The sequence below is a fragment of the Streptomyces catenulae genome (assembly GCF_000718015.1).
Taxonomy (GTDB): domain Bacteria; phylum Actinomycetota; class Actinomycetes; order Streptomycetales; family Streptomycetaceae; genus Streptomyces; species Streptomyces catenulae.
In genome coordinates this window covers 13,600-26,728 of the sequence record NZ_JODY01000037.1, presented here as the reverse complement: position 1 = coordinate 26,728, position 13,129 = coordinate 13,600, and the positions used below count along the sequence as shown (strand labels likewise).

10 protein-coding genes and 1 pseudogene are annotated in these 13,129 nt (G+C 69.5%); 3 read left to right on the top strand and 8 right to left on the bottom strand.

The annotated features are described in order from the left end of the window. Positions 1-95 precede the first annotated feature (95 nt). Positions 96-524: an SCO4983 family protein gene (locus IF23_RS0126345; RefSeq protein ID WP_030287888.1), complete on the top strand. Its 429-nt coding sequence runs from the start codon at positions 96-98 to the stop codon at positions 522-524. A gap of 109 nt (positions 525-633) precedes the next feature. On the opposite strand, the gene IF23_RS0126340 is transcribed toward IF23_RS0126345, so the two are convergent. Further along, positions 634-2,454: a phosphoenolpyruvate carboxykinase (GTP) gene (locus tag IF23_RS0126340; protein WP_030287886.1), complete on the bottom strand. Its 1,821-nt coding sequence runs from the start codon at positions 2,452-2,454 to the stop codon at positions 634-636. 422 nt (positions 2,455-2,876) lie between these two features. On the opposite strand from IF23_RS0126340, the gene trhA reads away from it, so the two are divergent. Together trhA and IF23_RS0126330 are read left to right on the top strand one after the other, a co-directional pair. Then, entirely contained in the window at positions 2,877-3,626 is a 750-nt protein-coding gene (trhA, locus tag IF23_RS0126335) for a PAQR family membrane homeostasis protein TrhA (RefSeq protein ID WP_030287884.1), read from the top strand. 5 nt (positions 3,627-3,631) lie between these two features. Continuing rightward, positions 3,632-4,297 (top strand): TetR/AcrR family transcriptional regulator, encoded by a 666-nt coding sequence (locus IF23_RS0126330; RefSeq protein WP_030287882.1) that lies wholly within the window; start codon positions 3,632-3,634, stop codon positions 4,295-4,297. A gap of 193 nt (positions 4,298-4,490) precedes the next feature. Here the strand turns inward: IF23_RS0126330 and IF23_RS0126325 are convergent, their stop codons facing one another. The 7 genes and pseudogenes from IF23_RS0126325 to IF23_RS0126300 form a co-directional block, all read right to left on the bottom strand. Further along, positions 4,491-5,861 (bottom strand): amidase, encoded by a 1,371-nt coding sequence (locus tag IF23_RS0126325; RefSeq protein ID WP_051739906.1) that lies wholly within the window; start codon positions 5,859-5,861, stop codon positions 4,491-4,493. 75 nt (positions 5,862-5,936) lie between these two features. Next, on the bottom strand, positions 5,937-6,941 hold the full coding sequence (locus tag IF23_RS0126320; protein WP_030287878.1) for an MDR family NADP-dependent oxidoreductase: 1,005 nt from the start codon (positions 6,939-6,941) through the stop codon (positions 5,937-5,939). Between the two features lie 109 nt (positions 6,942-7,050). Then, a complete protein-coding gene (locus IF23_RS0126315; RefSeq protein ID WP_030287877.1) occupies positions 7,051-9,105 on the bottom strand; it encodes a thioredoxin domain-containing protein in 2,055 nt (684 codons plus the stop codon). Positions 9,106-9,132: 27 nt separating this feature from the next. Continuing rightward, complete coding sequence (locus tag IF23_RS33130) at positions 9,133-10,392, bottom strand: type II toxin-antitoxin system HipA family toxin (protein WP_078654273.1); 1,260 nt, start codon at positions 10,390-10,392, stop codon at positions 9,133-9,135. Between the two features lie 28 nt (positions 10,393-10,420). Next, on the bottom strand, positions 10,421-12,154 hold the full coding sequence (locus tag IF23_RS0126310) for a GmrSD restriction endonuclease domain-containing protein (protein WP_030287872.1): 1,734 nt from the start codon (positions 12,152-12,154) through the stop codon (positions 10,421-10,423). A 298-nt stretch (positions 12,155-12,452) separates the two neighbouring features. After that, positions 12,453-12,610 (bottom strand): annotated as a pseudogene (locus IF23_RS33755) (DUF255 domain-containing protein); the annotation flags it as partial. 267 nt (positions 12,611-12,877) lie between these two features. Beyond that, complete coding sequence (locus tag IF23_RS0126300) at positions 12,878-13,129, bottom strand: RAMP4 family protein (protein ID WP_030287871.1); 252 nt, start codon at positions 13,127-13,129, stop codon at positions 12,878-12,880.

The window sequence follows — 13,129 nt, the reverse complement described above, 5'->3', positions numbered from 1 at the left end:
GAGCACGATCCCCACCACCTCACCCACGAAGAAACCCAACTTTAGACTCAATCTAAGTTAGGATGGTTTCCTAGTCGTTTTCAGGAGGCTGTCCCATGTACGAACCGATCCGTTCCAAGTCGGTCCACACCATGGCCGGCGTCGGGGAGTTTCCGCACCGTTCGCGGGCGGAGGAGTTGGATATCCGGCTCGCCGGGCATCTGACCGCGCTGTTGACCGTCACCGATGAGCTGCGGGCGTTGGCGTCCGGGGCGGACGGGGAGGCGCTGGCGGCGGCGGCCGATCGGATCGCCGGGCAGGTGGCGCGGCTGCGGGGTGGGCGGTATGCGCTGCGGGCCGAGCCGACCGGTGGGGATCCGGCGCGGGCGCGGGCGTTGCACCGGCGGGCGTACGCCCTGGCCGGGCATGCGCTGACCGTCGCCACCTCGCGGAACGACGCGGCGGCCGTCGCGCTCGCCGCCGAGCGCCGCGCCGCCCACGAGGGCCCCGCCGCTGCGACCCACCCGCACCTCGCCTCGGCGTAACCGGGGAGACCGGGCCCACGGCCCCGTACACAACCCGAGGGACCCCACGCCACCAGGTGCGGGGCCCCTCGGTCCGTTCACGGGGCGCCGTCGCACGGCGCCACCGGCCTCACCCCAGCCGCTGCACCAGCGACCGGTACTCGTCCCACAGTTCCTTCGGGGCGTGGTCGCCGAAGGTGTTGAGGTGCTCGGGGATCAGGGACGCCTCGTCGCGCCAGACGTCCTTGTCGACCGTGAGGAGGAAGTCGAGGTCGGAGTCGGAGAGGTCGAGGCCCTCGGTGTCCAGGGCGTTCTTCGTCGGGAGGATGCCGATGGGGGTCTCGACGCCCTCGGCCTTGCCGTCGAGGCGCTCGACGATCCACTTCAGGACGCGGCTGTTCTCGCCGAAGCCCGGCCACACGAAGCGGCCCTTGTCGTCCTTGCGGAACCAGTTGACGTAGTAGATCTTCGGGAGCTTGGCCTGGTCCTTGTCCGCGCCGACCTTCACCCAGTGACCCATGTAGTCGCCCATGTTGTAGCCGCAGAACGGCAGCATGGCGAATGGGTCGCGGCGCAGCTCGCCGACCTTGCCCTCGGCGGCGGCGGTCTTCTCGGAGGCGACGTTCGCGCCGAGGAAGACGCCGTGCTGCCAGGACATCGACTCGGTGACGAGCGGGACGGCGCTGGCGCGGCGGCCACCGAAGAGGATCGCGGAGATCGGCACGCCCTTGGGGTCCTCCCACTCGGGCGCGATGATCGGGCACTGACCGGCGGGGACGGTGAAGCGGGCGTTGGGGTGGGCCGCCGGGGTCTCGGACTCCGGGGTCCAGTCGTTGCCGCGCCAGTCGGTGAGGTGCGCGGGCAGCTCCTCGGTCATGCCCTCCCACCAGACGTCGCCGTCGTCGGTGAGCGCGACGTTGGTGAAGACGGAGTTGCCCCACATCGTCTTCATCGCGTTGGCGTTGGTGTGCTCGCCGGTGCCGGGCGCGACGCCGAAGAAACCGGCCTCGGGGTTGATCGCGTAGAGGCGGCCGTCCTCGCCGAAGCGCATCCAGGCGATGTCGTCGCCGATGGTCTCGACCGTCCAGCCCGGGATGGTCGGCTCCAGCATCGCGAGGTTGGTCTTGCCGCACGCCGACGGGAACGCGGCGGCGACGTACTTCGCCTCACCCTGCGGCGGGGTGAGCTTGAGGATCAGCATGTGCTCGGCGAGCCAGCCCTCGTCGCGCGCCATGACGGAGGCGATGCGCAGCGCGTAGCACTTCTTGCCGAGCAGCGCGTTGCCGCCGTAGCCGGAACCGTACGACCAGATCTCGCGGTCCTCGGGGAAGTGCGAGATGTATTTGGTGGTGTTGCAGGGCCACGGCACGTCGGCCTCGCCCTCGGCGAGCGGGGCGCCCAGGGTGTGTACGGCCTTGACGAAGAAGCCGTCCTCGCCCAGTTCGTCCAGGACCGCCTGGCCCATGCGCGTCATGGTGCGCATCGAGACGGCGACGTAGGCGGAGTCGGTGATCTCGACGCCGATCGCGGAGAGCGGCGAGCCGAGCGGGCCCATGCAGAACGGGACGACGTACATCGTCCGGCCGCGCATCGAGCCGCGGAAGATGCCCTGGTCACCGGCGAAGATCTCCCGCATCTCGGCGGGGTCCTTCCAGTGGTTGGTCGGGCCGGCGTCCTCCTCCTTGGCGGAGCAGATGAAGGTGCGGTCCTCGACGCGGGCGACGTCGCGGGGGTCCGACGCGGCGTAGTAGGAGTTGGGGCGCTTGACCGGGTCGAGCTTGGTGAACGTGCCCTTTTCGACGAGCTCCTCGCACAGCCGCTCGTACTCCGCCTCCGAGCCGTCGCACCAGACGACCCGGTCGGGCTGGGTGAGGGCGGCGATCTCGTCGACCCAGGCGATGAGCTCCTGGTGACGGGTCTGGGTGGTGGGAGCCGCGTTGTCGCGCGCCACGATCGCTCCTAGATGAGGGTGTGGACGGACCCCGACGGGCCGGGCCGGGGGCTGCCGGTCCGGTGCGGGAGATCCGCTTCTTTGGTTGATGCCCCTTGGGGGCTGCGACCCGGACGCTTCGTGACCGCTCATCCGGTGCCGACCGCACTCATTTGATCATCCGACCCCGGCGGGCTTCTGTCCAGGGGGCCCCGTGGTGACCGTCACCACTCGCTCCCGTACGTACACCCGCGGCGAAAAGCCCTCGTCAAGCGTGTGCCAAGCGTTCGCCAAGCGCCTTCGGGCCGAGCGGTGGCCGACGGCTCCCGCCGGGCCGCGCCCTCACCCGACCGCGTCCGGCAACCCGCGCATCCGGGTCCGTCATCGCCCGGGCGGCGGCCACCGGACCGGGAACTTACGGTGCCGTAGATAGCATGACCGGCATGACTTCCGCGCCCGATGCCGCAGCGAGCCAGCCCCCGTCCGCGCCCGCGGCGGCCGAAGCGGTCCCCCCGACCGGAGCGGCCACCGCCGCGGCCGATCCGGCGGCGACCGTCCCGGCCAAGCCCCGGCTGCGGGGCTGGCTGCACGCCGGGATGTTCCCGGCCGTTCTGCTGTCCGGCGTCTTCCTCACCGCACTCGCCGACAGCACCCGCGGCCGAGTGGCCTGCGCCGTCTACACGCTCACCGCCTGCCTGCTGTTCGGCGTCAGCGCGCTCTACCACCGCGGCAACTGGAGCCCGCGCGTCGGCGGGGTGCTGCGACGGCTGGATCACGCCAACATCTTTCTGATCATCGCCGGTACGTACACCCCGCTGACGATGCTGCTGGTCCCGGGCAGCCGCGGGCAGATCCTGCTCTGGGCGGTGTGGGCGGCGGCGCTCGCCGGGATCGCCTTCCGGGTGTTCTGGGTCGGCGCGCCGCGCTGGCTCTACACCCCCTGCTACATCGCGATGGGCTGGGCCGCCGTCTTCTTCCTCCCCGACTTCCTGCGCACCGGCGGCATCGCCGTCCTCGTCCTGGTGATCGTCGGCGGGCTGCTCTACAGCGCGGGCGGCGTGATCTACGGGATCAAGCGGCCCAACCCGTCCCCGCGCTGGTTCGGCTTCCACGAGGTCTTCCACTCGTTCACGCTGGCGGCGTTCGTGGTGCACTACGTCGGTATCTCGCTGGTCGCCTACTCGCACGGCTGACGCCGGTGACCACCGCACGCGCGGCCGGTACGGCGCCGCCCGCCGTACCGCGCCCCGCCGCGCCCGCCGACGGGCTGCGGGAGCGGAAGAAGCGCCGCACCCGCCAGGCCATCCGCGACGCCGCCTTCCGCCTCTTCGACTCCCGGGGGTACGACGCGACCTCCGTCGACCGGATCGCCGAGGCGGCCGATGTCTCCCCCAGCACCGTCGCGCGGTACTTCCCGGCCAAGGAGGACATCGTCCTGCGGGACGTCCACGGGGAGCTGCTGGTGGCGGAGTTGGCCGCCCGGCCCGACGGGGAACCGCTGCCCGAGGCGCTGCGCGCCGCCGCCCTGGCGGTCTCCGCACGGCTGTCCGCCCGGGACCTGCGGGAGCTGCGGCGGCGGGCCCGGCTGATCCGCGACGTCCCGGCGGTCCGCCGCCGCACCGCCGACCACCACGCCCGCGCCGCCGCCGACCTCACCGCCGCCCTCACCGCGCGGACCGGCCGCCCCGCCGACGACCTGGAGATCCGGGTGATCGGCGCGGCGCTGCCCGCCGCCCTCCAGGAGGCGCTGCTGCACTGGGCGGAAGGGCCGTCCGGCGGCCGGGGCACGGAGCTGGCGGCGGCGATCGGTCAGGCGCTGGACGTACTGCTGCGGGGGCTGACGCTGTCCTCCTCCCCGGAGTGAGGCGGGGGCGACGGGGCTTCTGGGGCGGGCCCGCCGGGGCTTCTGAGGCGGGCGGGCCGGATGCGGCACCGTGACCGCCTTCCGGGCCCGGCCGCCCGTCCCAAGACCGTCCCAAGAGGCCCGTGCGCACTCCCACCCCAAGGAGTGACGGCCGGTCGCCGTGCCATGCCCACGCCAGAGTGAACGGCGGCGTTCACCCCTCGGCGCGGCCCGTACCCCCGGCGGCCACCGCGCCGTCCGCCCGTAGCGCCTCCTCGATGCCCGCCGCCCAGCCGAGGACCGCCGGATCGGAGCCGTACGGGCCCACCAGCTGGAGGCCGAGCGGCAGGCCGTTCGCGGCGTACCCGGCGGGCAGACTCACCGACGGCAGACCGGCGTTGCTCCACGGCAGGCACATCACCGACGTACCGGTGGAGCCCAGGCCGAAGGGGGCCGGGCCGGTGGCCGCGGGGGTGAGCCAGAGATCGGCACCGGCCGCCCGCCGCGCCGCGTCCAGCTCCTCGCGGAACGCGGCGCGCCGGGTGCGCGCCGCCTCGTAGGCGGTGTCCGTGACGGCGTGGCCCTCGTGCAGGGCGGTCGCGGTCTGCTCCCGGTAGAGGTCGCCGAAGCGCGCGTACCACTCGGTGTGCGCGCGGGCGACCTCGTAGCGGTTCATGGTGAACAGCTGGGTGACGATCTCCTCGAAGTCCGCCATCACCGCCACCTCGACGACGGTGTACCCGGCGCGCCGCAGCACCTCCCGCTGCGCCCGGAGGGCGGCCAGCGCCTCGTCGTCCGCGCGGCGCAGATACGGGCCGACGGGCACGCCCAGCACCGGCCGTCCGGGCGCCGCGTCCGGGCCGTCCGGCCAGCCGTCGCACAGCACCGGGGCGGCCAGCGCGGCGCCCGCGACGTCCTGCGCGTACCAGCCGACGGTGTCGAAGCTGCGCGCGTTGGGGATCACCCCGGCGGTCGGGACGCGGTCGAAGCTCGGTTTGAAGCCGACGATGCCGCAGTACGCGGCCGGGCGGATCATCGAGCCGACGGTCTGGGTGCCGAGGGCCAGCGGCACCAGGCCCGCCGCGACGGCAGCCGCCGAACCGCTGCTCGACCCGCCGGGCGTGTGGCCGACATGGTGCGGATTACGGGTCGGGCCCGGCGCGGTCACCGCGAACTCCGCGGTCACCGTCTTGCCCGCGATCAGCGCGCCCGCCGCGACCAGCCGGTCCACGACGGTCGCCTGCGGACCGGCGAGCACACCGGGCGGCAGCAGGGAGCCCGCGCGGGTGGGCAGTCCATCGACCCGGATGATGTCCTTCACCCCGACCGGCACGCCGTACAGCGGCGGTGTGGCGGGGCGGTCGGGGGCGCCCGCCGTCGCGCCGCCCCAGGTGGCGACGGCGCGTTCGGCCGCGGCCAGCAGCCGCTCCCGCCGGTCCGGTTCGGGTACGAAGGCGAGGAGGTGCGGGTCGACGGCGTCGATACGGTCGCAGGTGCGGCGCGCCGCCGCCACGGGGTCGTCCGCACCGGACCGCAGCGCCGCGGCCTCCCGGACGAGTGAGCGGTACCGGAGAAGGCTGTCCACGGCGGCAGGCTACCGCCGCAGGGTGCGGGGCGGGGGCGGATGCCGGAAGAGCCGGGCGCCGCCGCCCCGCCCGGCTCACAACTCCACGATCACCGCGCCCATATGACGTCCCTCGGTCAGCTCCCGCAGCGCGGTCGGCGCCTGCTCGATGCCGTGCAGACGGCTGTGCGGGAAGGTGAACGTGCCGTCCCGAAGGCCCTTGCCGAAGCGGGCGTTCCACTCCGGGATCAGGTCCAGGTGGTCGTGGAGGGCGACACCGCGCAGCGTGATGCCCCGGCCGAGCAGCGAGAGCGTGTCGATCTCCAGCGGGGCCGAGCCGCGCCCGTCCATCTGCGCGGCGAGCGAGCCGACGACCGCGATCCGGGCCCCGCGGTTGGCCACCGCGAACGCGGCGCGCAGCTGCTCCCCGCCGACGTTGTCGAAGACCGCGTCGACGCCCTCCGGGGCGACCCGGCGCAGCTCCTCCTCGAACGGACCGGCGCCCCGGAGCACCACGGCGTCGTAGCCGAGGTGCTCGACCAACTGGTCGGCCTTGGCCTGCGAACCGGTGCTGCCGATGACCCGGGCGGCGCCCTGCGCCCGGGCGATCTGCCCGGCCAGCGAGCCGACGCCACCGGCCGCGCCGCTGATGAACACGGTGTCCCCGGGCCGCACCTCGGCGCCCCGGACGACGCCCATCCACGCGGTGGGGCCCTGGGAGAGATGGGCGGCCGGGTCGGGCAGCTCCGCCGGGTCGAGCCGCTGCACGGCCGCGGCGTCCACCAGCGCGTACTCGCGCCAGCCCAGGCGGTGCTGCACCAGCGCGCCGACGGCCACCTCGCCGCCGGGCGCGGCGACGACCTCGCCGACGGCCGGTCCGCTCAGCGGCTCACCCAGCGCGAACGGCGTGAGCGGCACCACGCTGGACTCGTCCATGAGGGTGCGCATCACGGCGGCGACGCTCATCAGGGTGTTGCGCACCAGGACCTGCCCGGGCGCGGGCTCGGGGACCGGCACCTCCACGATCTCGAAGAGCGCGTCGGTGACCGGCCCCTCGGGACGGGCCGTCAGATGGACTTCACGTGCGGTGCGCTGCGTCATGGCTCGATCTCACGCCCGATTCCCACCCGGCGTCAACTCCGTCTTTCGACGGAGCGCTTCGGACCTAGGGGGCGCGCCCGTAGGAGGGGCGCCGCCCGCCCGCCCCTCCTCAGCGCACCGTCCCGCGGAGCCGACCGCCCAGTTCGTCCGGGTCGGTGACCGGCCGCTCGCAGGCGAAGTGACGGCAGACGTACGCGGCGGGGGCGCCGTCGACCAGCGGCCGGTCCCGCAGCAGCGCCACCGCGCCCGCGTCGTCCGTGTCCGGCGCGCCGAGCGCGACGACCGCGCCGGGGGTGTTGCCGAGCAGCGCGGTGCGGTGCAGCGCCCGGGTGGCGGCGTCCTCCGGCGGGCCGACGACGGCGATCTCCCGGGGGCCGTCCAGCGCCGCCTCGGCGACCGCCAGCCCCCAGCCGATGAACCGCGGCACCCGCCCGGCCAGCGCCGTCACCACGGCGAGCGCCTGCTCGGCCGCCTCCCGGTGCGGGGCGCTGCCGGTGAGCGCCCCGTAGGAGAGCAGCGCCCCGGCGGCGGCGGTCCAGCCGGACGGGGTGGCGTTGTCCGTCGGGTCCTGCGGGCGGCGGATCAGCGCCTCGGCGTCCGCCGCGGTGTCGTAGAGCGAACCGTCCTCGGCCCGGAACTGCACCAGCACCGTGTCGAGGAGGAAGCCCGCGAAGTCCACCCAGACGCCCTCGCCGGTGACGGAGGCGAGGGTGAGGAAGCCCTCCGCGACGTTCCCGTAGTCCTCCAGCACACCGCCGTTGTCACCGGCGACGCCGTCCCGGGAGGTGCGGTGCAGCCGCGCCTGCCAGTCCATGTGGACGCGGACCAGCAGATCGGCGGCGTCCGTGGCCGCCCGGACGAGGTCCGGCCGGTCGAAGTACGCGCCGGTCTCGGCGAGCGCGGCGATCGCCAGCCCGTTCCAGGACGCGACGATCTTGTCGTCCCGCCCCGGGCGCAGCCGTGTCTCCCGCGCCGCCAGCAGCCGCTCGCGCACCGACCGGACCCGCTCGGCGTCCACCGGGCCGACCCCGTCCGGGAGTTGCAGCACCGAGGCGCCCTCCTCGAAGGTGCCCTCCTCGGTCACCCCGAAGTACCCGGCGGCGAACTCCCCGTCCGCCTCCCCGAGCACCTCCCGCAGCTGCTCGGGGGTCCAGACGTAATACGCGCCCTCGGCGTGGCGCCCGCTGCCCGACCCGTCGTCGCTGTCCGCGTCCAGCGCGGAGGCGAACCCGCCCTGGACGGTACGGAGTTCCCGCACCATGAAGTCGGCGGTGGCGAGCGCGACCCGGCGGGCCGGGGCGGAGCCGGTGGCCCGCCACAGGTGCGCGTAGACGCGGCAGAGCAGCGCGTTGTCGTAGAGCATCTTCTCGAAGTGCGGCACCGTCCATGTCGCGTCGACGGCGTAGCGCGCGAAGCCGCCGCCGAGCTGATCGTGGATCCCGCCGCGCGCCATCGCCTCGCACGTCGCCTCGACCATCTCCACGGCGCCCTCGGAGTCCGTGCGCGCGTGGTGGCGCAGCAGGAACTCCAACGCCATGGCCGGCGGGAACTTCGGGGCCCCGCCGAAACCGCCGTGCACCGCGTCGAAGTCCCTGGTCAGCGCCATCAGGGCGGCGGCCAGGTCCTCCGGCCCGGGAGGCCCGTCGGCCGACAGCGACCCGGCCAGGGAGCGCCCGGCCAGATCCGTGGCGATCCGCCCGGCGACCTCCCCGACCTCCCCGCGCCGCTCCGCCCAGGCGCTCCGCACGCCCTCCAGCACCTGCCGGAACGACGGCATCCCGTGCCGCGGCTCCGGCGGGAAGTACGTCCCGAAGTAGAACGGCTCCCCGTCCGGCGTCATGAACACCGACATCGGCCACCCGCCCTGCCCCGTGGCCGCCTGCACCGCCTCCATGTAGACGGCGTCGACGTCGGGCCGCTCCTCCCGGTCCACCTTCACCGAGACGAAGTGCTCGTTCATGAACGCCGCCGTCGCCTCGTCCTCGAAGCTCTCGTGAGCGAGGACATGACACCAGTGACAGGCGCTGTACCCGACGCTCAGGAAGACGGGCACATCCCGCCGCCGCGCCTCCTCGAACGCCGCGGCCTCCCAGGGCCACCAGTCGACGGGGTTGTCGGCGTGTTGGAGCAGATACGGCGAGGTCACACCAGCCAGCCGGTTCATGTGATCCAGCCTCTCACAATGATCTCCTCAGCTCAGGCGGGGCACGGTGGCTGCGATCCAATTCGTGATGGAACGCTGCATTTTCGGAGAATCAACGAGGAGGGGTTCGAATTCAGGCCACGCTTCAGCAACCCGTGCAGCAGTGTTTGCCGCCACATCACCAAGCTGAGCTCCCGTACTTCCGAAGCGGTTATCCAGTCGACTTTCAAGGCGGGAGAAGGACGCTGCTGTGACGACTTCAAATCGCTTACTGCCGCCCAGCTTGAGCCCTAGGTCCTCCTCTTCACCAAATGGCGCGTAAGGAATCGTAGATACTATGTCATACGCGGGTGAGAGGCTGGGCGAAATGCGCCCATGGTAGATCAGCGACCAGTTCTTCAGGTGAGCGTCACCGTTTCCGATGGCCACGGCAAAGGAAATCCGTCGGGCCGCCTCACGCAGACTTTCTAGATCTCTTCCACGATACGCGTAAGATGCAACCGTTTCGAAAGAAGAATTGTACTTTTCAGCAGAGTAGACGTCTTTGATCTGAGCGAAGTCTTCAATATGGGTTCGGGGACTTCCTGGGCTTGAAGCGCGGTCAAAGCGACGCACCGCATATGCCCACTCCTCTTCATTCGGCCACATGCGGTCAGGGACATCGCGCAGTTCATCTCGGTGCACTAGACGCACTTCAGGCACATTAATGCCGACGCAGGCTGCCAGCGACATCATGGCGTGCTCGTTACGCGGAACCTGCGGGTGGCGGTAATCCGGGAATTTAACCAGCCAATCGCCAAGTTCGCCGCCCGATGGAACAGTTAGGCGATCACCGCGTGCCAGCATGGAGAATTTAAGGGCGACGCCAGCAAGTGAGAACCGCCACGGCGAGGAGTACTCCTGATTTCCCGAAGTCGCCCGGGACATTCTCGCGGCGTCTGCTTCTTCCCATGACCATCCGTCATCCGGCCCCCGTGCGGGCAACACCTGCACAGCTCCAGGAAGGTCGTGACCCACTTGGGCCAACAGCTCCATCTCACGGTCCAATGAGACGCCTCGGTCTTCAGCGATCCATTCCCGAAGCGGGCCTTCGGGAAGCAGGTTAGAGAACCAGCAGGGGAGGCGGAGAGCTGCTGAATACGAGGCCGTCAGATTCTCCTCAAAGCGGAGACCCAGCACAGGGCGATGCGGAGAGTCAAGGTAGTCCTGGTTAAAGACGAAGCGAGTGTGATCGCCGCGCTGGCAGAGGGTGCCCACGCGAGTCTCATGAAGAAAGACGGCGTGAAAAATCTCCGGAGAACTGGACATATTTTTCTTTCGGAGGCATCAGATGCGACTAGCGCAACCTATCATCGGAGAGGTCGAAGTCTTGCTCTGTCAACTCCTCCTCGTCATCATCGAGATCCATTTGGTCTAGTGTGGGCGTATCCTCGTAATCCCACTCGGCCATCCTGCCGAGGAACGATTCCAGGTGGGACTGGATGGATTCCTGACGAACCCTAAGAAACTCGGATCGATCATCCCGAGCCAGGGCTTCGACTGCTTGCTCGCCGATCAAGTGAGACCGCAGAATCATCTCTTGAAGGGGGGCACTAATATCGATGCGAGGCATAGAGAGGAATCGTGACATTTCAGTCGGACGCATCTCATCGAAGGGAATGAAAAGGCGGTTCGCGGCGGCAAGACGCATCTCTCGTTCCTTTTTTCCCTGGAGGCGGGGATACACGTACGGAGTGGCGAGTGCCGCCGTTTGCTCATCTCCCAGCAGACTCGAAAGGCTTTGAAGATCCGCTGGGTCGCCCGTCTCCAGAGAACGGGGACGCAGCGCCCACCAAGAGCAGAGTGTAATTCGCGTACTTGCATCATTGGTACGGAACTGTTGAAGGCTAGGCCTGGAACGCACCGCACCCTTGGTGGTATTAAGCAATGCCTGCAGCGATCCATCCTCGTCGCCAGGTTTGATGCGACTGCACAGAGTCCGACTGAAAGTCGTAAAGCTTCCTCGGAAAATCGTCGGACCATCCACAGATAGTCGCCAGAAAAGTCGCCGCAGCAGCCGCAGTGAGTTATTTCCGGGACTCGGGAAGTGCGCAAAGAAGCGCGCCAGAACCACCAGCTGCGCCCGATATGGGAGCATCACAATGTGCGGAACACCCGCTTCTTCGATTAGGAATGTAACAGCTCGCACCAAAGCATCTTGCACTTGACTGTATGCGGTTTGCTCATCCTCATCGAACTCTGCCTGTCGACTCATCTCGCCACGAATCTCGCGTGTGGGGTCAGGCCCTCGACGAGCAAGGAAAGCAGCCAGTACCGTATTCACATCGATAGTACCGAAGAGCGTCTCCGAAGCCACATTGTCCGCAATCGTGGAGAAGTTCAATCGGTCCTGGAATCCTTCTTCGATCCCAGAGTTAAGGGCGCTGAAGATCTCTGCACGGTTTAGCTTGCGACCGTGACTGTTCATGCGATCAAAAATATCAGTCAGGATTTTCAGGTCATCCTGACGCACCAGGTACGCGGGAACTTTGTACTGGCGTAGCTTCGTCGACACGACTTCGGCTTTATCGTAGTAATCTTCAGCGTTGGGCCCTTGAGTTCTAAACCAACTCAGGAGGCGGCGGCCGTTGAATAGCGTTGGCACGTCAATCTGATGCGCTTCAAGACCATTCCTCGGCGCCTCAATGAATTTTTCATCTTTGAGATCGTAGACAACATTGAACGGCGCATGCTTATTTCCCTCAACGCTGAGAGCATTTGCCAAGCTCGTAAGTCGCTGCTGCCCGTCGACAACCCAAAATGCTTCATCGGTGGCCGGCGCATCGATCTCAAGATTACCCAATTTAATGGTGTCGGCAGGGGACCTTCGGACCCAGAGGAGCAAGTTACCGATCGGGTAGCCTCGTACAATACTGTCAAAGAGTCGGAGTACGTCCTTAGACTTCCAGCGGAAGCCCCGCTGGAAATGTGGCACCCGGACCTTTCCCTCCCACGCGAGAGGTACCAGTGTCCCCAACTCGTACGTGTCGGCGCTGGGCTGAGTATCAAGACTGGGTTCAGTGCCAGACATTCCATGCTCCGTAGGGTTGATTCCGTCGGGATGAAGGCTCCGAATCAGAGGCTACGTTAGTTCGCTCTCAGACAGGGACTGGCTGCTGCCAGGCTCCACGCTCGGACCTGGACGTGAGACAAGCTCGTAGCCTGGGGCCACTGCCACGTCGTTCCCACCTGTCGGGGCCCGTGACGCACGACCCCAGCAAAACGCCATGTCGGCGGCATGACAGTCAGGCATGACCCAGTTTCAGACTTCTGGCAGCACGCGGTTCTATCACCCTTGTTGCCAGGGCTACCGGGTTGTCTTCACTGCTGCACCGATGAATAGCGCAGTACCGCGCGCTCAAAACACCGGCACATCCCGCCGCCGCGCCTCCTCGAACGCCGCGGCCTCCCAGGGCCACCAGTCGACGGGGTTGTCGGCGTGTTGGAGCAGATACGGCGAGGTGGCGTGCGCGAGTCGGTTGGCCATGGGGCCATCCTCGCGTACGGGGAGCGGGGGCGGTGGGGCGCGGGGCGGCGTGGCGGCGCGCGGGGAACGCGCGGGGGCCGGGCCGACGGGTCCGCCGCCGGGGACGCGGCCCCGGCGGCGGGTGCGCGTACGCCCCCGGGCGCCGGAGGGTCACCCGCTCCGGGCCGCCCGGCTACCGAGCGCAACCGCCCACCGGAACGGCCGCCCTCGGCCGGGCCCCGGGCACCCCCGCCCGGGTCCCGGCCGAGGGATCAGCCGGTCAAGGGATCAGCCGGCTTCCGCCTCTCCCTTGGGGGCGGAGGCGGTGGAGCCGGTGGCGGAAGCGGTCGCCGCTTCCTTCTCCTCGAAGTCCACCTTGCCCATGTGGCGGTTCATGGACTTCATCAGCAGCCATACGGCGCCGCCGATGACCGCGAAGACGATGAAGCCGAGGATGCCGGGGGTCACCTTGTCCTTGTCGAACGAGTCGGCAAGGGCGACGAAGTGCGTCAGGGCGAGGGTGCTGGTCGCGCTCATCAT

Coding starts and splice junctions, on each gene's coding strand:
- IF23_RS33130 (WP_078654273.1), bottom strand. CDS start 10,392: ATGTCCAGTTCTCCGGAGATTTTTCACGCCGTCTTTCTTCATGAGACT.
- trhA (WP_030287884.1), top strand. CDS start 2,877: ATGACTTCCGCGCCCGATGCCGCAGCGAGCCAGCCCCCGTCCGCGCCC.
- IF23_RS0126300 (WP_030287871.1), bottom strand. CDS start 13,129: ATGATGAGCGCGACCAGCACCCTCGCCCTGACGCACTTCGTCGCCCTT.
- IF23_RS0126315 (WP_030287877.1), bottom strand. CDS start 9,105: ATGAACCGGCTGGCTGGTGTGACCTCGCCGTATCTGCTCCAACACGCC.
- IF23_RS0126320 (WP_030287878.1), bottom strand. CDS start 6,941: ATGACGCAGCGCACCGCACGTGAAGTCCATCTGACGGCCCGTCCCGAG.
- IF23_RS0126345 (WP_030287888.1), top strand. CDS start 96: ATGTACGAACCGATCCGTTCCAAGTCGGTCCACACCATGGCCGGCGTC.
- IF23_RS0126310 (WP_030287872.1), bottom strand. CDS start 12,154: ATGTCTGGCACTGAACCCAGTCTTGATACTCAGCCCAGCGCCGACACG.